This is a genomic window from Glutamicibacter sp. Je.9.36, from assembly GCF_051129975.1.
Lineage (GTDB): Bacteria > Actinomycetota > Actinomycetes > Actinomycetales > Micrococcaceae > Glutamicibacter.
In genome coordinates, this window is sequence record NZ_JBCPSN010000002.1 from 145,367 (window position 1) to 162,537 (window position 17,171).

Below are 17,171 nucleotides of genomic sequence, written 5' to 3' on the forward strand. Positions count from 1 at the left end.
GTAATGCGCGATCAACTCGGAAATATCGGTGTCGGGAGCTCGACGCTCTTTGGTTGAAGCCTACAAGTTCGATTCGTGAAGCCGTCCGAAAAGCAGCGCGGTTTGCAGGACGAAGGCATCCCGGGGAACCAGCGGATCCCAACCGGTGACTTCGCTGACCCGCTTGAGCCGGTAGCGCACCGTGTTTGCATGGACAAACAGTTCCCGGGCGGTGCCTTCGAGCGAGTGGCCGAGCGCCAAGTAGCTGGAGAGCGTTTCAGCCAGGCCATTGGAGGCCTGCTGCAGCGGCATGTAGACCTGGTCCACCAGCGCCGTGCGGGCCAGTTCATCGCCGTTGCAGGCGCGCTCTGGCCACAGGTCATCGGCACCGACCGGATTCGGTGCTTGCGGCCAGGCCTTGGCGGCGCTGAATCCGGCCACGGCTGCCACCGCGGCGTGGTGCATTTCCTTCACCGTCGGAGCCATGGGGGAGTAGACCAGCGGGCCGGGCCCGAAGAACCGGGTCAGCCGGCTCAGATCCGCTTCTTCGAATTTGGTGTCCGAAAGCATCAGCACCGAGCGGTCGCCGAGCACGCCCACCAGCGAATCGCGCGAGTAGCGGATGGCAATACGGCGCAGGGCCGAGACGAAGGTGGCCGGGTTGGACGAAGGGGTGGTGCCCACCAGGATGCGGATATTCTTCTGCGACTTCCAGCCAATGGCCGCAATGCGCGAGGAGAGCGAGTCGTGGGCCTCGCCGTGCAGCACCGCGTCGACCACGTGGGCCTCCAAGCGCGAGTCCCAGGCGCCGCGGGTTTCGGCGGCGCGGGCATAGACATCGGCGGCGGCGAAAGCGACCTCGCGCGAATAGCGCAGCACCGCTTCGCGCAGGGCTGCCTGCTCGTGCTCGGCGGCGATGTCGGGCACCTGGGATTCGACCACTTCCACGATGGTGCGCAACAGGCCCAAGGCCTTCTGCAGGGAGATGGAACGGGTCAGCTCCGTGGGAGCGGCGCCGAAGACGTCGGTCACCACCCAGGACGGGGTGGAGGAGGGATCCTCGTACCAGGTAACGAAGGTGGAGATGCCCTTCTGGGCGATCAGTCCCAGGGCGGCGCGCTCATTGGGCGCCAGCGATCGGTACCAGGGCAGTTGCTGGTCCAGGTACTTCAGCGCGGTGGTGGACAGGACGCCAATATGGCTTTTGAGTCGCTTGAGCGTTTCACTGCTGGGTGCCTGGGATCGGCTGGGACGGTTCTTCGGAGCTGCGGCGGCATCCATTTCAGGACTCATGGGTTCCAGCTTAGTTTCTTTTCTTCCCCCGCGCCCGGCACAGCAGGTAAAGGTGAGATTAAATGAGCCAGCTGCCCGGCAACGAGGAAATCCTCGTCATCGGGCAGCTGCTCAATGCTGCGCCGGAGCAAGCTCCGGGCACCTGGGCCTTGGGGCCTAGGCGTCGCCGCCAGCGTTGCCGGACTGGCCGGCGTTGGCGTTGTTCAGGTCGTACTTGGCGTGCGCCTTCACTGCGGTGTCCGCAGGGATTTCGCCGCGCTCAACCAGCGACTGCAAGGTCTGCACTACCAGCGAGTGCGCATCGATCTTGAAGAAGCGGCGGGCTGCGGCACGGGTGTCCGAGAAGCCGAAGCCGTCCGCGCCCAAGGTGTGGAATTCACCTGGCACGTACGGGCGCAGCTGCTCGGGCACGGCGCGCATGTAGTCGGTGGTCGCGATGACTGGGCCCGGGGTGGACTCCAGCTTCGAGGTCACGTACGGGGTGCGGCGCGGCTTCGATGGATCCACGAGCACGTCGGCGTCGGCGCGCTGGCCGTCGCGGGCCAGTTCGTTCCACGAGGTGACCGACCAGACATCAGCCGAAACGCCCCACTCCTCGGCCAGGATGGCCTGGGCTTCCAGCGCCCATGGCACGGCCACGCCCGAGGCCAGCAGCTGTGCGCGCGGGCCGTCGGTGGTAGCTTCCTTGAGCAGGTGGATGCCCTTGATGATGCCTTCGATGTCAACGTTCTCCGGCTCAGCTGGCTGGCTGATCGGCTCGTTGTACACGGTCAGGTAGTACATCACGTTCGGATCGGCGTGGGTTCCGCCGTACATGCGTTCCAGGCCGGAGCGCATGATGTGGCCGATTTCGTAGCCGTAGGCCGGATCGTAGGTGATCACAGCAGGGTTGGTCGAGGCCAGGATTGGCGAGTGGCCATCTGCGTGCTGCAGGCCTTCACCGGTCAGGGTGGTGCGGCCGGCGGTAGCGCCGATGATGAAGCCACGGGTCATCTGGTCCCCGGCTGCCCAGAACTGGTCGCCGGTGCGCTGGAAGCCGAACATCGAGTAGAACACGTAGATCGGGATCAGCGGTTCATCGTGGGTCGAGTAGCTGGTGCCGGCAGCGGTGAAGGCTGCGACAGCGCCGGCCTCGTTGATGCCCGGGTGGATCAGCTGGCCCTGAGGGGATTCCTTGTAGGCCAGGACCAGATCGCGGTCCACGGACAGGTAGTTCTGGCCGCCCGGGTTGTAGATCTTCGCAGTCGGGAAGAACGAGTCCATGCCGAAGGTACGGGACTCATCTGGCACGATCGGCACGATGCGGTGGCCGAATTCCTTGTCGCGCATCAGGTCCTTGAGCAGGCGCACGAAGGCCATGGTGGTGGCCGCCTGCTGCTTGCCCGAACCGCGCTTGGCGATCGCGTAGGTCTTCTCGCCTGGCAGGGACAGCTTCTTCGAAGCTTCCTGGCGGCGGGTAGGCACCGAACCGCCCAGGGCCTCGCGGCGCTCCATCATGTACTTGTACTCAGCCGAATCCTCGGTTGGGCGGTAGTACGGAGGAGTGTAGAGGTCCGCTTCGAGCTGCTCGTCGGTGATAGGGATGCGCAGGTGATCACGGAACTTCTTCAAGTCCTCCATGGTCAGCTTCTTCATCTGGTGGGTCGCGTTGCGAGCCTCGAAGTGCGAACCCAGACCGTAGCCCTTGACGGTCTTGGCCAAGATAACGGTCGGCTTGCCCTTGAACTCCGCGGCAGCCTTGTAGGCGGCGTAGACCTTGTGGTAATCGTGGCCGCCACGCTTCAGGTTCCAGATCTCGTCGTCGCTCATGTCGGCAACCAATTCCTTGGTTTCCGGACGCTGGCCGAAGAAGTGCTCGCGAACGAATGCGCCGGACTCGGCCTTGTAGGTCTGGTAGTCGCCATCCGGGGTCTGGTTCATGATGTCAACCAGCGCGTTGGTCTTGTCTGCTTCGAGCAGGGCATCCCACTCGCGGCCCCAAGCAACCTTGATGACATTCCAGCCGGCACCGCGGAAGAAGGCTTCCAGTTCCTGCATGATCTTGCCATTGCCGCGAACCGGGCCGTCAAGGCGCTGCAGGTTGCAGTTGATGACGAAGTTCAGGTTGTCCAGCTTTTCGTTGGCAGCCAGCTGCAGGAAGCCGCGCGACTCCGGCTCGTCCATTTCGCCGTCGCCCAGGAAGGCCCAGACCTGCTGGTCCGAGGTGTCCTTGATGCCGCGGTTCTGCAGGTAGCGGTTCAGCTGCGCCTGGTAGATGGCGTTAGCTGGGCCGATGCCCATCGAGACGGTGGGGAATTCCCAGAAGTCAGGCAGGGAACGCGGGTGAGGGTAGGAAGGAAGCGCGTGGCCTTCCTTCGACTTTTCCTGGCGGAAGCCGTCCATGTCCTCTTCGGACAGGCGGCCTTCGAGGAATGCGCGGGCGTACATGCCTGGCGAGGCGTGGCCCTGGAAGAAGACCTGGTCGCCGCCGCCTGGGTGGTTCTTGCCGCGGAAGAAGTGGTTGAAACCTACTTCATACAGGGTCGCTGCACCGGCGTAGGTGGAGATGTGCCCGCCAACGCCGATATGGGGGTTCTGGGCGCGGTGCACCATGATGGCGGCATTCCAGCGCATGAAGGCGCGGTAGCGGCGCTCGATGGCCTCATCGCCCGGGAATTCTGGTTCCTGGTCCACAGGAATGGTGTTCACGTAGTCGGTGGTGGTCACGTGAGGCACGCCCACGGACTTTGCACCTGCACGCTGCAGCAGCGAGCGGATAATGAACTGGGCACGCTCGGTGCCCTGGGTCTCTACGAGGGAGTCAAACGAGTCCATCCATTCCTGAGTTTCCTCAGGATCCCGATCGGACAGCTGGTAAGTCAACCCGCTACGGATCTGGGAGATGTGTTCCTCTACAGCCACGGAAGCTCCTTGATTGAATTGCGGCTCCGACGCTGTGCAGTTTTGCGCTGCGGTGCATCGGTATTGGGACAACGGGTGCAGTAGCACTGGAATGATGTGCACTGCCGGTTCATATGCAACTCTAGTGTTAAACGATCCAGTTTTGTGGCGCGTTTTCCAGCAAAAACCGGTTTAAATCAGATATTTGAAGTGACTTGCGCAACTAGGTACGGGAGCTAACTTCCCGATGGCCATGTCAATATGATGCGGGTCACTGGAATGTGGGTTATATTTGTTCGGCGTGTTATCGCTGTAGCGCTTGAACGGAGCGGCAAAACCGTGTTTCGTTGGTAGTAACGCTTTGCACCAGCAGGAGGAATGAAGTGAGCGACGCCGTATCGGCAAACTTGGAGCCCGCCAAAAAATTGGGCTTCGCTAATGAAGACCTTATTCAGGAACTGGGTTACGACGATGACGTGGATTACGATCTGCGCGAATCGATCGAGGACCTGATTGGTTCAGAGCTGCTCACCGAAGAGGACCATGACGTTGTCGACGCAGTCATTTTCTGGTGGCGCGACGGCGATGGAGATCTAGTTGACGCATTGATGGACGCGCTGAACTGCTTGGACGAGAGTGGCATCGTTTGGCTGCTTACTCCTAAGCAGGGCCGCGAGGGACATGTATCCCCAGCACTTATCCAGCAGGAGGCGCCAACCGCTGGCCTGCATGTAACTACTAGTGAAGGCGTTTCGGAGGATTGGTCCGCAATCCGCCTCGCCCCGCGTAAGAAGAACTAATGATTCAAACAGGTTCACGCCTGTTCGACTTCTCGCTGGAAAATCAGTACGGCGAAACGATAACCAGTACCGGGCTGTCTAGCGGCCGGGTGCTGGTTGTCTTTTATCCCTGGGCATTTTCGCGGGTATGCGGGTCGGAACTGGCAACACTCCAAGAGCACTACGAATTCTTCACGCAGCACCAGGTTCGCATCGTGGCCATTTCGGTGGACCATAAATTCACCCTGCGCAACTATGCGCAGTCGCTTGGCCTGGACTTCGAGCTGCTGGCCGATTTTTGGCCGCATGGAGCGGTGGCGCAACAAGCCGACGCCTTTGACCAGGAGCGAGGGGTCGCTGCCAGATTGACGCTGTATCTGGTTGACGGTGAAGTGCGCGATATTTTCCGCAGCGAGATGACGCAGCCAAGAAGCATTGATGATTACAAGGCGGCAGTGGAACGCGCCGTTTAGCGTGCCGATATGGGCTGTGCTCCAGTTCACGAAAAAAGTCGGCTCACCGATTTGCCCGGACGCAAAAACCTGTGTAGAGTTATTCCTCGTTGGCTTGCAAAAGCGAACATGGTAAGGGCCTTTAGCTCAGCTGGTAGAGCGTCACGTTTACACCGTGAATGTCATCGGTTCGATCCCGGTAGGGCCCACCAAATAAGAATCCTCGATCCATTCGGATCGGGGATTTTTTGTCTTCTGGAGGCGATTTTTGGGGCTTAATCCCGTTTTTCCACTCGGGCAAGTCCTGCGGTGCCCATAGTGCCGGCTTCATGGAATATTTGATCCCCGATGACGCTGGACTCCTGGCATTATCGTCCGAAGCCAGTATTGCTGAACCGGTGGCCCTTGCGCGGCACCGGAGGGTGTTTCGAATCTGCGAACCCGGTACAGCGATCTGGCATCGCTGTTTTCCATGGCCCTGTGGAGGGTGGCGGCACCGTCTTCGATCACCGCTTCTTGGTACGTGTCATCGCTCATCGGGTTGCTTCGCTTCCACCTGCCGGGCAGGTCCGCAGATCCGGGCGCCTCATGTTCTTACGCGCAGGACTGAGCTCGCGCCTCGGTGGCGCTGGTCCCAGCGGTGCAGCGTGGAATAAGTAGGCATGGGGGGCAAAGCTGGCAGTTGCGGATTGCCGATGCACGCGAACTACCTAGACCGTGCCTACGGCAGCACTGGAATGCTGGTTCCGGGATCCGCCGATGTGGTGACGCTCGGCACTCTTTCGCGAAAACCTCCATTTCAATTTGCCAAGTCAGTTCGGGATGCATTAGATTATTACTTGTTGCAGCGAAGGAATGACGGAAAGAAACTTCCCGATTTTACACACTGCAGGAGGGCCTTTAGCTCAGCTGGTAGAGCGTCACGTTTACACCGTGAATGTCATCGGTTCGATCCCGGTAGGGCCCACCAAAACGAAGACCGCTTCAAGCACTCTTTCCAGAGTGATTGAAGCGGTCTTCTTCGTGTTCCCGGCCGACACCAGCCAATCGCCGAATGCCAGCGAAAGTGCGAAACTGGATTCATGACTGCACCAGAAGAAAACCTTTGGCTCGCCACCGTTCGCAAGAACCCGGACCACTCGCAGAATTTCGCCGAGCGCTGGCGCACGCTTGCCGCCGAAGGCCAGGATATTTTCGGGGAAGCTCGCGCCGTTGACGCGATGGTTGCCCGGGGCAGCAGAATCCTGGATGCCGGATGCGGGACCGGGCGCATCGGCGGCTGGCTTTCCGAGCAAGGGCACCAAGTGGTTGGCGTGGACCTCGACCCGCATTTAATCGATGTTGCCCGGGCGGATTATCCCAAAGCCCAATGGCAGGTCGGCAATCTGGCTGACTTCACCATCGCTGACTCAGCGGGGGAGTACCAGGAGTTCGATCTGATCGTTTCGGCCGGCAATGTCGTCACCTTCCTCTCCGAGTCCGAACGCCGCCCGGCACTGCAACAACTGCGCAGGCATCTGGCCGCAGACGGGCGCGTGATCATCGGCTTCGGCTCGGGACGCGGCTACGAGTTCGATGACTTCGAGGCCGACGCTTTGGAGGCGGGGCTGGCACTGCAACAGCGCTATTCGACCTGGAGCTTCCATCTGCCTGCCGACGATTTCCTGGTCGCCGTACTCGGGCGCAAATAGCTCCAAGCGCGACCCGAACACTGCAGGAAAAAGGCCACTTCGCTTCCATGCGACGTGCAATTGCTCTTGAAAGGCCTCTGGCCTGCGGCTTCTTCCGTGGGTCGAAAACGGCGGGGTGCGATTAGGCGCAGCTGCCAGAATGCGCCTCTTGCGGTAAGCCGTCGTTAGCGCTATCTTGAACTTTGTAATGCAAAGTGGTTTTCATCACGTACTGCTTTGCGGCTCGGAGGCGGTGATCGCCGAAGGAGGCAGTGCGCCATGGACAACACGAACAGCAATGACATCGACCCGGCTCGCATTCTGCGTGGAATCGAATCGGATGCACAGCAAGCCCGCGAGGGCATGAGCCCGAACCAGCAACTGCTGTTCTCCATCTGGGGCGGTGCCTGGATCATTGCCTTCCTCGGGCTCTACTTGGCACTCGCGCCACAGGGCTCGCCGCTGCTGCCGCCGGCGGTTGGCATCGGCACCGCAGTTGCCTCATTCCTCATCGCGATCGTGACTTCCGGCGTGCATTCGGCCAAGCGCGGTTCGGGGACCAAAGGTCCGTCGATGGCGCAAGGGGCGATCTACGGCAACACTTTCAGCCTGGGCATGATCATCACCGCCCTGCTCGGGTGGCGGCTGCATGCCGAGGGGCTGAGCTCAATGGGCATGGCGACTTTTGCCCTCACCGGCCTGTGCCTGGTGATCGGCGTGCTCGTGGTTGCCGGCTCAGTGCTCTTCAACGACCGGGCCCAGCTGGTCTTCGGGTCCTGGATCCTGGCTATTGCCCTGCTCTCACTGGCCGCGCCGGCACCGCATAACCTCTTGGCCGGTGCAGTTGGCGGGCTGGGATTCATCGTGCTGGGCCTGCTGCACGGCAGCAAGCCGGAACTGGTCTCAGGAGCGTTGATCCGGGGTGGGCATGCAGGAGCTTGACCCGCTGATCCACGCCCAGGCACGGCTGAGGACCGTCACGGTCCTGGACACCTTGCGGGCCGGGGACAGCATCTCGTTTCCCAAGCTGCAGGGCCTGCTGTCGATGACCTCGGGTAATCTGGCCACGCATTTGCGCAAGCTGGAAGACGGTGACTACGTGAAGGTGGACAAGATCCTGGAGGGGCGCAGCCCAGTGACCTACATTGCCTTGACCCGCGCTGGGCGAACCGCCTTCGAAGAGTACAAGGAACAGCTTCGCGCATTGCTGGATACGGTGTGATCGCCGGACGAACGTGCAAGGCTACACGCAATTGCGCAGCCGGGGAGGAACCGGGAAAATCTGCCAGCTAATGCAGAGGCCCGTGACAGGTGAATCATCTGCGCGGCCGATTAGGCTGGAGAAGGTACGCTGTCGAATCAACTGCAGAAGGAGATTTTCCAATGGGCCTAGGCGATAAGATCCAGAACAAGGCGCAAGAAGTTTCGGGCAAGGCCAAGGAATCCGTAGGCGATGCGACCGGCAATGAGCGGCTGCAGGCTGAAGGCGTAAAGGACCAAGCCGCTGCGAAAGCCAAGCAGGCCGGCGAGTCAGTCAAGGATGCGGCCAAGGACGTACGCGACGGCCTGGACAAGTAGCAACCGGCACGCAGGAGCTTAAACGGCAAAGGTGCCCGCGAATACCGCGGGCGCCTTTGCCGATTCTGTCTGGAACGCACCCGGGGCTACTTGGCCTTGAGCCTCCACAATGAAGTGGTTTCCTTCGAACGGGCCGCATGCAGCACGTCCTGGGCATCCTGTGCGCGGTGGTGCCTTGGCGCGGTGTCGATCTTGTCGATGACTTCCAGGCCTGCCGCCTCGATGGCCTCCAGCAGCAACGCGCGGGTACGCAAGCCCAGCAGCTCGGCGAGATCCGAGATGATCAGCCATCCTTCGCCGTTCTCGGTCAGGTGACCGGGCAATCCGCGCAGGAACTGCATCAGCATCTTGCTCTCGGGATCGTAGATGGCCGCATCCAGGGTGCTCGGCGCGCTGCCCGGAAGCCACGGGGGATTGCACACGACCAGCGGGGCCCGGCCTTCGGGGAACATGCTGGTCAGTTGCGCACGGGCGGCGCCGGAAATGCCCAAGCGCGCGAAGTTGTCGTTGGCGCAGTCCACCGCGCGCTGGTGGATGTCGGTTCCGATGACCTGCTTGACTCCGCGGCGGGCCAGCACGGCCGAGAGCACTCCGGTTCCGGTGCCGATGTCGAAAGCCAGCGAGAGGTCCTCCAGCGGGGCTACCGCCACCAGATCCACATATTCCTGGCGGGTGGGCATGAACGTCCCGTAGGCCGGGTGGATCTTCGCTCCCAAAGCCGGAACGTCCACGCCGCTCAGGAACCACTGGTGGGCACTGAGCATGCCAGCTAGTTCCTGCAGGCTGGCCACAGCCCGGTGACCTGCCAGGTCCGCGGCCTGCTCGTAGCCGAATGCCACCGCCGGACCGACGATCGGCGCCCGGGGCAAGTCCAGGACGGCCAGGCCGTCCTCGGCCTGGAAATCCAAGGGAACCAGGATCAGCGACAGCATCCGCGAACGCTGGGCCCGGGCCTGCCGGATGGCGTAGAACTTCTGCGCATCATCCAGGACCTTTTTCTTGGCCTTCGCGCTGCTGGCCTTGGCCGCGTTGGCGGACGCCATGCGCCGGTCCATGGCGGCGAGCAGCTGCTTGGCGTTGTGGAAGTCGCCGGTCCACAGCATGGCCGTGCCGCGGGCCGCGTGGCGCATGGCCGCATCAGCGCTCAACCGGTCATCGGCCAGCACGATGTGTGCTGGTGCCCGGCGGGAGTTGGCAGACAGCCAGATGGCCGTAGTGCTGGTTCCTTCGTGGTCCCAGGAAACGGTCCCAGGGGCGGTGGCTGAATGGGAAGCGATGGGATGGCCCTGTCGATCAGCGTTGCTCAAGCGCATGGCAACCGCGCATGAGCTGTTCTGTTGCGAGGGGCTGGAGTTCCAATTCTACCGGTCCCGGCCAGGCTAGCTGGGCCGGTGCCTGGCGCCCAGCTGTTCGAGGATCCTCTTCACGGCAATCTGCTCGCCAGCAAGCCGCCTCCGGGAAAGCGATCCTGCACTATCTGCGTGGTGCCGGTGTTATTCCCCACTAGCCAGAGGCCATTCTTTGACATCTTCTAGGTGGCGCGGGAGCAATATGGAAACATGAATCCATAGCATCATCGCCTAGAACCAGGAGCTGAAATGCCCGCGCCCAGCGAAGCAAGCATGAAAGAAATCCACGAGCTCATCGCCGTGGACACCACTAGCCGCGACAGCAACCTTGCGCTGATCGGGAATGTCGTGAAGAAGCTGGACGCCTATGGCATCAGCTCCCAGCTGATCCACAACGAAGAGGGCACCAAGGCCAACCTGCTGGCCACCATCCCCGCCGCCGATGGAACCCGCACCGGCGGCATTGTGCTTTCCGGGCACACCGACGTGGTGCCAGTGGACGGGCAGAAATGGAGCAGCGATCCATTCGACGCCCAGGTGCGCGCAGACAAGCTCTATGGCCGCGGCACCTGCGACATGAAGGGCTTCCTCGGGGTGATCCTGGCCAAGCTGGACCAGTTCACCGGCGCAGAACTTGCCGAACCAATCCACCTGGCGCTGTCCTATGACGAAGAAGTCGGCTGCGTCGGCGCGGTGTCGCTGGTGCAGAGAATTGTTGACGAGAACCTGGCGCCTCGCGGATGCTTCGTGGGGGAGCCATCGAGCATGCGGGCGATCCGCGGCCATAAGTCGATGAACGTTTTCCGCGCCGAATTCAACGGCGTCGCAGCGCACTCCTCCCTGCCTTCCGAGGGAGTCAACGCAATTTCCTATGCGCTGCGCTTCGCGAATTTCGTCGAGGAGGTTTCAGCCGAGCTGCGCAACCACGGCCCGCGCGATGAAGCGTTCATCGAACCGACCACCACCATGAACGTGAACAAATTCGACGGCGGCATCGCGGTGAACACCATTCCCTCGCAGGCGGTCGTGTTCTTCGAGTACCGCTCGCTCGCGGTGGTGGACCGCGAGGCGCTGACCGCGCGCTTGCGCGAAGAAGCGGCCAAGCTGGAAGCCCAGATGCGCGAGCAGAACCCGAGCTGCTCCGTGGAGTTCTCCCAGCAGGCGGGCGCTCCGGGACTGGATACCGCTGCGGAGGAAGGGATCGTGTCCTTCGCGGCCGCCTGCGGCGCCATTGCCACCGATGAAAAGGTCACCTATGGCACGGAGGCCGGGCTGTTCGCCGCGGCTGGCATTCCCACCGTGGTGTGCGGTCCTGGTGATATCGCCCAGGCCCACGCTCCGGACGAATACATCGAGCTGGAGCAGATCGTGGCGTGCGAGAACTTCATCGATTCGCTGATTGCGCAGGTCAGCTCGTGAGCGCCGAGGTGAAGGCGACACCCGAGCAGATCGTCAAAGCCCGCAAGGCGGTCATCTCCAGTTCCATTGGCGCGGCGCTGGAATGGTTCGACATCATTGTCTATGCCACCTTCGCGACCACCATTGCCAAGGTGTTCTATCCCGAATCGGACGGCACGTTCGCGCTGATTCTCACCTTCGCCACCTTCGCGATTTCCTACCTGATCCGCCCCCTGGGCGGCATGGTGCTAGGCAGCTACGCCGACCGCAAGGGACGCAAGAACGCACTGACCCTCACCCTGGGCTTGATGATGCTCGGTACGCTGATCATGGCCGTGGCGCCGCCCTATGAGGTGGCGGGCGTAGCCGGTGCCTTGATCATCCTGCTCTCGCGCATGATCCAGGGCTTCTCTGCCGGTGGCGAGTTCGGCACGGCCACTGCATTCCTGATCGAAACCGCACCGCACAAGAAGGCGTTCTACTCTTCGTGGCAGGTCGCCAGCCAGGGTGCATCCATGCTGCTGGCTTCTGCCTTCGGCTACTTCCTGACCACCGGCCTGAGCCAGGAAGCCCTGGAGAGCTGGGGCTGGCGCGTGCCGTTCTTCGTTGGCCTGCTGATCGGGCCGGTAGGCCTGTACATCCGCGCCAAGCTGGATGAAACCGACGAGTTCGTTTCCGCCGCCAAGGAGAAATCGCCACTGGGCACGCTGTTCACCCAGCACTACGGCCGCCTGCTGGCCGCGGCGGCAACCATTGGCGTGGCCACGATTTCGGTGTACATGATCCTGTACATGCCGACCTTCGCCGTTACGAACCTGAAGATCCCTGCCGACGCGGCTTTCCTGGGCGGCATCTCGGCGGGCATCATCACGTTGTGCGGCGTCCCGTTGGTGGGCCATCTGGCTGACCGCATTGGCCCGGCCCGGGTGATGACCTACGCCGCGGTCGCGGCGTTCGTGCTGGCCTATCCGCTGTTCAAGCTGATGACCTCGAACCCGAGCGTGATCGTGATGGTGATCGTGATCGCGGTTCTCGGCGTGATCATGTCCTTCTACTTCGGTCCGCTGCCGGCGTTGCTGTCCAACCTCTTTCCGGCTGCCATCCGTGGTTCGGGCCTGTCGGTGGCCTACAACGTGGGCGTGACCCTATTGGGCGGAATCGCCCCGCTGGTACTGACGTGGCTGCTGGACCTGACCGGGTCGCTGGATGCACCGAGCCTGTACTACATGGCAATTGCCGTGATTTCCCTGATCGGCCTCGTGGTCGTGCGAAAGCGCTACGGCCAGCGCTAGTCCGGCCTGGGATTCAGCGAAAGATCGCCGCAAGCTTCCTCGTGGAGCTTGCGGCGATCGCTTTTTCCAGCGGGTTCGCGCGCTTACAGGGCCACCAGAAGCACAGCCGTCCAGTGGCACAGGAAGGCCATGACGGTGCAGGCATGGAAGAGCTCGTGGAATCCGAAAATGCTCGGCAACGGATTTGGCCGTTTGGTGGCGTAGAAAACCGCGCCGATCGTATAGGCCAGGCCACCAGCGAGAATCAGGATCATCACCGCGGGGTTCGCGGCCCAGAACGCTGGCAACTGCATCAATGCGCCCCACCCGAGCAGGATGTAGAGGCTGACTCCAACCCAGCGGGGTGCCGTGGGCCAGAATGACTTGATGGCAATGCCGGCCAGTGCACCGGCCCAGATGACGGACAGCACGATGATCGCCTGCGGACCGGGTAAGGTCAATGCCGCTACCGGAGTGTAGGTGCCGGCAATGAGCAGGAAGATGTTCGCATGGTCGGCCCGGCGGAAGAGCCCCATGACCTTGTCGGTCCAGTTGCCACGATGGTAAAGCGCCGAGGTGCCGAAGAGCAGGATCGAGCAGAGCGCGAAGACCGCGGTGGTCCATTCCGCCAAGCGTCCGTTAGCCAGCACGACCAGCACCAGGCTCATGATGATGATGCCCGGGGTGGACCAGGCGTGGATCAACCCGCGCCAGCGAGTGCGCTCGGTGCCGATGTGCGCGAAGGTTCGCCCGGCTCGGCCTTTGCCTGCAGATGGTAGCGGTGCGGTAGCCATGGGTCTCCTTAACGTCGTGCGCGGGCACTGGGCCCAACATCGAACTATACGATAACCGGCTGTCAGCGTGCTGTGGGGTCATCGCGATAATTCCCGATTAGGATTCGAATATGGCAGATGACCAAGAAATCACCGACCACCTGAAGACTATTGCTCAACTCAATGAGCCCGGAGAAGTGCTGGCCAATGATTCACCGTTCATCTCCGTGCGCAACCCTGACTGGTTCGAAGAAGTCGCCCCGGGCTCGTGGAAAGCGATCGGGGAACGCGATCAGTTGCACCGGCGGTTGATCGACCAGGAACTGCGGGCAGCGGGCAGCGCCCAAGCGCAGCGCCAAGCTGTTGTGCTTGCCGGGGCTCCGGGAGCCGGCAAGAGCAGCCTGCTGCGCGAACTGCTTGGCGGGCACGAGGATGACTATGTGGTGATCGATGCCGATGAATTCAAGGCGAACCTGATGCGCGAAGCGCAAGAAGATGGAACCTACGAAGGATTCTTCAAGCCTCGGGAAGTCAGGGAGCGCGAGCAGCGCGGTGAGCAGTTCTTCCCGATGGACATGGCGAGCCTGGTGCATGAGGAATCTTCCATGCTCAGCGAGAACCTGCGTGCCGCATGCTTCGAGCAAGGACTGAATGTCGTCATCGACAAGGTCCTTGCGTCCGAGGATTCAGCGCAGAAACTGGCCGCTCAGCTGCAGGAGGCCGGATACGAGATTCGGATCGTGGAGGCGTACGCGCCGCAGGATGTCTCGGAAGAACGGATTATTGAACGCTGGGAAAAGCAGCAGGAAGCGTCCCTGGATGGCGACGACAACCTTGGTGCACGCTGGGTTCCCGAAGGATTTACCGATATGGTCTTCGACGCCCCGGGCCAGCGCTCCCGGCCTGCTGCCGTGGCCCAGATGTTCGCACGCAACTGCCCCGCGGTACTGAGCTTCAAGGTGTTCCATACCGCGCTTGGGGAAGCCTCGGACACTGAGGGGAGCCTTCTGCTTTTCGAATTGCGCAGGGAAGCCGTGGGCGCTGAGCTGCTGCGGGTGAAGTAGCCAAGGCAAGAGAAAAACCCGCCGAGCAGCAGTTGGCACTGCTGCTCGGCGGGAATTCAAGATCCGCAGGATAACGATCCCTCGGGAGGTGCCTTAGGCCCGTCGTTTGGTGATGAAGCCCCAAATGACCAGGACGATCAGGGCGCCGCCGATGGCAAGAAGCCAACTTGAGATCGAGAAGAACTCATCCACGCCCTCTCCGAAGACAGCACTTCCGATCCAGCCTCCGAGTAGTGCGCCTACGACGCCGAGAACCAGGGTAGCGATCCAGCCGCCACCTTGCTTGCCGGGCAGAATGGCCTTTGCGATCGCTCCGGCAATCAAGCCCAAAACTATCCATCCAATGAATCCCATGATTCGCTCCAATGGTCAGACTGTGCAGTGGTCGGGTTCGATCCACTTAAAAACCGAGAGTACATGGCATTGAGCTGGGGTTCTACAACGACCTCGCAGAAATTCAGCATTTTCAAAGGCTGGGTTCAAGCCATGCTTGAACCTAGGGTCGATTAAGTCGGGAATTCGCTCTCTGGCCACATGCTTTGCAGAATCATCCGCGATGGACCAAATGCAACCTGTTGACAGCATCGGCTGCCGCTCCTACTCTAGTTAAATCATACTTTATGACTTTGGATACAGCATAAGTCATATATTAGGTTCACGTACGACGGAGTAAATGGATGAGTGAACAGGTCCCGCCCCTTGTCGTGATGGGTGTCTCGGGCAGTGGCAAGACCACCATCGGAAAGATGCTGGCTGACCAGCTGCATCACGAGTTCATCGATGGTGACAGCCTGCACCCCAAGGCCAACAAGGAAAAAATGGCCGGCGGACAGTCTCTGGATGACGCTGACCGCGAGCCGTGGCTGCAGCTGATCGGCACCAAGCTGGCCGAAAGCAAGCAAAGCCAGGCGCCGCTGGTGATCGCCTGTTCCGCACTCAAGCGCAGCTACCGGGATCTCATCCTCAGCTTGGAGCCAGCAACGATCTTCGTCCACCTCACCGGTGTTCCGACCCTGATTCGCGATCGGATGAACGCGCGCTCGCACGAGTACATGCCCACCAGCCTGCTCGACAGCCAGCTGGCCACGCTGGAGGCCCCAGATGCGGACGAGCCAGTGCTCAGCGCGGATATTGCCGATAGCCCCGAGGACATCGTTCGACAGCTGATCGCTAAACTGTCCTAGCGCAGTGCGCTGGCAGCAATCCACAGACCACCCATGGCATGAAGCCCCCATTGATCAAGGAAGACAATGACAACTGAGCTTGAACTGAACTGGACGTTAAGTACGCCCGGGCTCCTGATGCTGGCGGTCGGTGCGGTAGCGCTGCTGCTGGTGCTGATTATCCGCTTCCGCGTCCACGCGTTCCTCGCACTGGTGCTCACCAGCTTGCTGACCGCGGTCGCCTCCGGTATCCCTGCTGAATCGGTCTTTACCACGCTGACCAGCGGCTTCGGATCCACCTTGGCCAGTGTGGCCTTGCTGGTCGGCCTTGGCGCAATGCTCGGACGCATGCTGGAAACCAGTGGCGGCGCCGATGTGATGACCAGCTGGCTGATCTCCAAGTTCGGCGAGAAGCGCGCACCGCTGGCCTTGTCGGTTGCGTCGCTGCTCTTCGGCTTCCCGATCTTCTTCGATGCCGGGCTGGTAGTCATGCTGCCGATCATCTTCACCGTGGCCCGCCGCTTGGGCGGCTCGCTGCTGCTCTACGCCATCCCATCGGCCACCGCATTCTCGGTGATGCACGTCTTCGTTCCGCCGCACCCGGGCCCAGTGGCCGCCTCTGGCCTGCTGGAAGCCAATGTCGGGCTCGTGCTGGTGCTCGGCCTGGTCGTCGCGATTCCAACGTGGTTCGTTGCAGGCCATCTCTTTGGAAAGTTTGTCGGCAAGAAGTTCAACATCCCGGTACCGAATATCCTGGATGCGGCACTGGGCAACGGCGCATCGAAGGACGAGTTCAAGTCCTCTCCTTCCGTGGGCACAGTGTTCAGCCTGCTGCTGCTCCCGCTGCTGCTGATCTTCATGAACACGGGTCTGAACATGCTCGGCTCCGCCGGCGTCGTGGACCCGGAAACCTCCTGGGTGCGCTGGCTGCGCCTGCTGGGTGAAACTCCGGTGGCCCTGCTGATCACCGTGCTGCTGGGAATGTTCCTTCTGGGCTTCCGCAAGGGCAAGGACAAGACCCTGACCGAGACCATCGTGGACTCCGCGCTGGGCCCGGTCTGCTCGATCATCCTGATCACCGGCGCTGGTGGCATGTTCGGCGGCGTGCTGCGTGCCAGCGGCATCGGCAACGCCATTGCCACGTCGCTTGAATCGGTGGGCATGCCGCTGATTGTCGCCGGCTTCCTGATCGCGGCCATCGTCCGACTGGCCCAGGGTTCGGCAACAGTAGCACTGACCACTGCGGCCGCCATCGTCCAGCCGGCGGTACTGGCGGATGCCTCGCTGACCGCTTTCCAGATCGCCGCCATAGTGCTGGCGCTGGCAGCAGGCTCGGTCTTTGCCGGCCACGTCAACGACTCCGGCTTCTGGCTGATCTCGCGCTTCCTGGACATCGATGTGCCAACCACCTTGAAGGTCTGGACCGTTGGCCAGGCGCTGGTATCGGTGGTCGGCTTCGCCTGCGTCATGGTGCTCTACGGCCTGGCGACCGCGCTGGCCTAACTAAGGGCAGCGAGCAGGA

General features: G+C 61.7%; 16 protein-coding genes and 2 tRNA genes. 13 read left to right on the plus strand and 5 right to left on the minus strand.

The window, feature by feature from the left end:
- Nucleotides 1–60: 60 nt before the first annotated feature.
- On the minus strand, nucleotides 61–1,272 hold the full coding sequence (locus AAZQ98_RS05000; RefSeq protein WP_388021900.1) for a PucR family transcriptional regulator: 1,212 nt from the start codon (nucleotides 1,270–1,272) through the stop codon (nucleotides 61–63).
- A gap of 156 nt (nucleotides 1,273–1,428) precedes the next feature.
- Nucleotides 1,429–4,173: a pyruvate dehydrogenase (acetyl-transferring), homodimeric type gene (gene aceE, locus AAZQ98_RS05005; protein ID WP_434690289.1), complete on the minus strand. Its 2,745-nt coding sequence runs from the start codon at nucleotides 4,171–4,173 to the stop codon at nucleotides 1,429–1,431.
- A gap of 362 nt (nucleotides 4,174–4,535) precedes the next feature.
- Here aceE and AAZQ98_RS05010 point away from each other — a divergent pair, with 362 nt between their 5' ends.
- From AAZQ98_RS05010 to AAZQ98_RS05045, 8 genes are all read left to right on the plus strand, one after another.
- On the plus strand, nucleotides 4,536–4,952 hold the full coding sequence (locus tag AAZQ98_RS05010; protein WP_105657750.1) for a DUF3052 domain-containing protein: 417 nt from the start codon (nucleotides 4,536–4,538) through the stop codon (nucleotides 4,950–4,952).
- Nucleotides 4,952–5,404, plus strand: coding sequence for a redoxin domain-containing protein (locus AAZQ98_RS05015; RefSeq protein ID WP_434690291.1), 453 nt, complete (start codon nucleotides 4,952–4,954; stop codon nucleotides 5,402–5,404). The genes AAZQ98_RS05010 and AAZQ98_RS05015 overlap by 1 nt, the downstream gene beginning before the upstream one ends.
- 115 nt (nucleotides 5,405–5,519) lie before the next feature.
- Nucleotides 5,520–5,595 (plus strand) — tRNA-Val (locus AAZQ98_RS05020).
- Nucleotides 5,596–6,277: 682 nt separating this feature from the next.
- A tRNA-Val gene (locus tag AAZQ98_RS05025) sits at nucleotides 6,278–6,353 on the plus strand.
- A gap of 112 nt (nucleotides 6,354–6,465) precedes the next feature.
- Complete coding sequence (locus tag AAZQ98_RS05030) at nucleotides 6,466–7,074, plus strand: class I SAM-dependent methyltransferase (RefSeq protein WP_434690293.1); 609 nt, start codon at nucleotides 6,466–6,468, stop codon at nucleotides 7,072–7,074.
- A gap of 258 nt (nucleotides 7,075–7,332) precedes the next feature.
- Nucleotides 7,333–7,995 (plus strand): hypothetical protein, encoded by a 663-nt coding sequence (locus tag AAZQ98_RS05035; protein WP_332489097.1) that lies wholly within the window; start codon nucleotides 7,333–7,335, stop codon nucleotides 7,993–7,995.
- Nucleotides 7,982–8,275 (plus strand): transcriptional regulator, encoded by a 294-nt coding sequence (locus AAZQ98_RS05040; protein WP_402734985.1) that lies wholly within the window; start codon nucleotides 7,982–7,984, stop codon nucleotides 8,273–8,275. Before AAZQ98_RS05035 ends, AAZQ98_RS05040 begins: the two co-directional genes overlap by 14 nt.
- A 161-nt stretch (nucleotides 8,276–8,436) precedes the next feature.
- A complete protein-coding gene (locus AAZQ98_RS05045; protein ID WP_332595170.1) occupies nucleotides 8,437–8,631 on the plus strand; it encodes a CsbD family protein in 195 nt (64 codons plus the stop codon).
- An 86-nt stretch (nucleotides 8,632–8,717) separates the two neighbouring features.
- On the opposite strand, the gene AAZQ98_RS05050 is transcribed toward AAZQ98_RS05045, so the two are convergent.
- On the minus strand, nucleotides 8,718–9,944 hold the full coding sequence (locus tag AAZQ98_RS05050; RefSeq protein ID WP_434690298.1) for a methyltransferase: 1,227 nt from the start codon (nucleotides 9,942–9,944) through the stop codon (nucleotides 8,718–8,720).
- 285 nt (nucleotides 9,945–10,229) lie between these two features.
- On the opposite strand from AAZQ98_RS05050, the gene argE reads away from it, so the two are divergent.
- Nucleotides 10,230–11,399 carry an acetylornithine deacetylase gene (gene argE, locus AAZQ98_RS05055; RefSeq protein WP_434690301.1) on the plus strand — a complete coding sequence of 390 codons (1,170 nt, stop codon included), beginning with the start codon at nucleotides 10,230–10,232 and terminating at the stop codon, nucleotides 11,397–11,399.
- Nucleotides 11,396–12,670, plus strand: coding sequence for an MFS transporter (locus tag AAZQ98_RS05060; protein WP_105657759.1), 1,275 nt, complete (start codon nucleotides 11,396–11,398; stop codon nucleotides 12,668–12,670). Before argE ends, AAZQ98_RS05060 begins: the two co-directional genes overlap by 4 nt.
- Before the next feature lie 83 nt (nucleotides 12,671–12,753).
- On the opposite strand, the gene trhA is transcribed toward AAZQ98_RS05060, so the two are convergent.
- Nucleotides 12,754–13,443, minus strand: a complete 690-nt coding sequence (trhA, locus tag AAZQ98_RS05065; RefSeq protein WP_434690303.1) for a PAQR family membrane homeostasis protein TrhA — start codon at nucleotides 13,441–13,443, stop codon at nucleotides 12,754–12,756.
- A gap of 110 nt (nucleotides 13,444–13,553) precedes the next feature.
- Between trhA and AAZQ98_RS05070 the strand changes: the two genes are divergently transcribed.
- Entirely contained in the window at nucleotides 13,554–14,486 is a 933-nt protein-coding gene (locus AAZQ98_RS05070) for a zeta toxin family protein (protein WP_434690306.1), read from the plus strand.
- Between the two features lie 93 nt (nucleotides 14,487–14,579).
- Here the strand turns inward: AAZQ98_RS05070 and AAZQ98_RS05075 are convergent, their stop codons facing one another.
- Nucleotides 14,580–14,840 carry a GlsB/YeaQ/YmgE family stress response membrane protein gene (locus tag AAZQ98_RS05075; protein WP_434690309.1) on the minus strand — a complete coding sequence of 87 codons (261 nt, stop codon included), beginning with the start codon at nucleotides 14,838–14,840 and terminating at the stop codon, nucleotides 14,580–14,582.
- Nucleotides 14,841–15,163: 323 nt separating this feature from the next.
- Between AAZQ98_RS05075 and AAZQ98_RS05080 the strand changes: the two genes are divergently transcribed.
- Entirely contained in the window at nucleotides 15,164–15,670 is a 507-nt protein-coding gene (locus AAZQ98_RS05080; RefSeq protein ID WP_434690311.1) for a gluconokinase, read from the plus strand.
- 66 nt (nucleotides 15,671–15,736) lie between these two features.
- Nucleotides 15,737–17,152 carry a GntP family permease gene (locus AAZQ98_RS05085; RefSeq protein WP_434690314.1) on the plus strand — a complete coding sequence of 472 codons (1,416 nt, stop codon included), beginning with the start codon at nucleotides 15,737–15,739 and terminating at the stop codon, nucleotides 17,150–17,152.
- Nucleotides 17,153–17,171: the final 19 nt, after the last annotated feature.

Bases quoted from the DNA above. Each gene is read 5' to 3' on its own strand.
- AAZQ98_RS05050 (WP_434690298.1), bottom strand. From the start codon at position 9,944: ATGCGCTTGAGCAACGCTGATCGACAGGGCCATCCCATCGCTTCCCAT.
- AAZQ98_RS05080 (WP_434690311.1), top strand. From the start codon at position 15,164: ATGAGTGAACAGGTCCCGCCCCTTGTCGTGATGGGTGTCTCGGGCAGT.
- AAZQ98_RS05035 (WP_332489097.1), top strand. From the start codon at position 7,333: ATGGACAACACGAACAGCAATGACATCGACCCGGCTCGCATTCTGCGT.
- argE (WP_434690301.1), top strand. From the start codon at position 10,230: ATGCCCGCGCCCAGCGAAGCAAGCATGAAAGAAATCCACGAGCTCATC.
- AAZQ98_RS05085 (WP_434690314.1), top strand. From the start codon at position 15,737: ATGACAACTGAGCTTGAACTGAACTGGACGTTAAGTACGCCCGGGCTC.
- AAZQ98_RS05075 (WP_434690309.1), bottom strand. From the start codon at position 14,840: ATGGGATTCATTGGATGGATAGTTTTGGGCTTGATTGCCGGAGCGATC.
- AAZQ98_RS05000 (WP_388021900.1), bottom strand. From the start codon at position 1,272: ATGAGTCCTGAAATGGATGCCGCCGCAGCTCCGAAGAACCGTCCCAGC.
- AAZQ98_RS05015 (WP_434690291.1), top strand. From the start codon at position 4,952: ATGATTCAAACAGGTTCACGCCTGTTCGACTTCTCGCTGGAAAATCAG.
- AAZQ98_RS05040 (WP_402734985.1), top strand. From the start codon at position 7,982: ATGCAGGAGCTTGACCCGCTGATCCACGCCCAGGCACGGCTGAGGACC.
- trhA (WP_434690303.1), bottom strand. From the start codon at position 13,443: ATGGCTACCGCACCGCTACCATCTGCAGGCAAAGGCCGAGCCGGGCGA.
- AAZQ98_RS05070 (WP_434690306.1), top strand. From the start codon at position 13,554: ATGGCAGATGACCAAGAAATCACCGACCACCTGAAGACTATTGCTCAA.
- AAZQ98_RS05045 (WP_332595170.1), top strand. From the start codon at position 8,437: ATGGGCCTAGGCGATAAGATCCAGAACAAGGCGCAAGAAGTTTCGGGC.
- AAZQ98_RS05030 (WP_434690293.1), top strand. From the start codon at position 6,466: ATGACTGCACCAGAAGAAAACCTTTGGCTCGCCACCGTTCGCAAGAAC.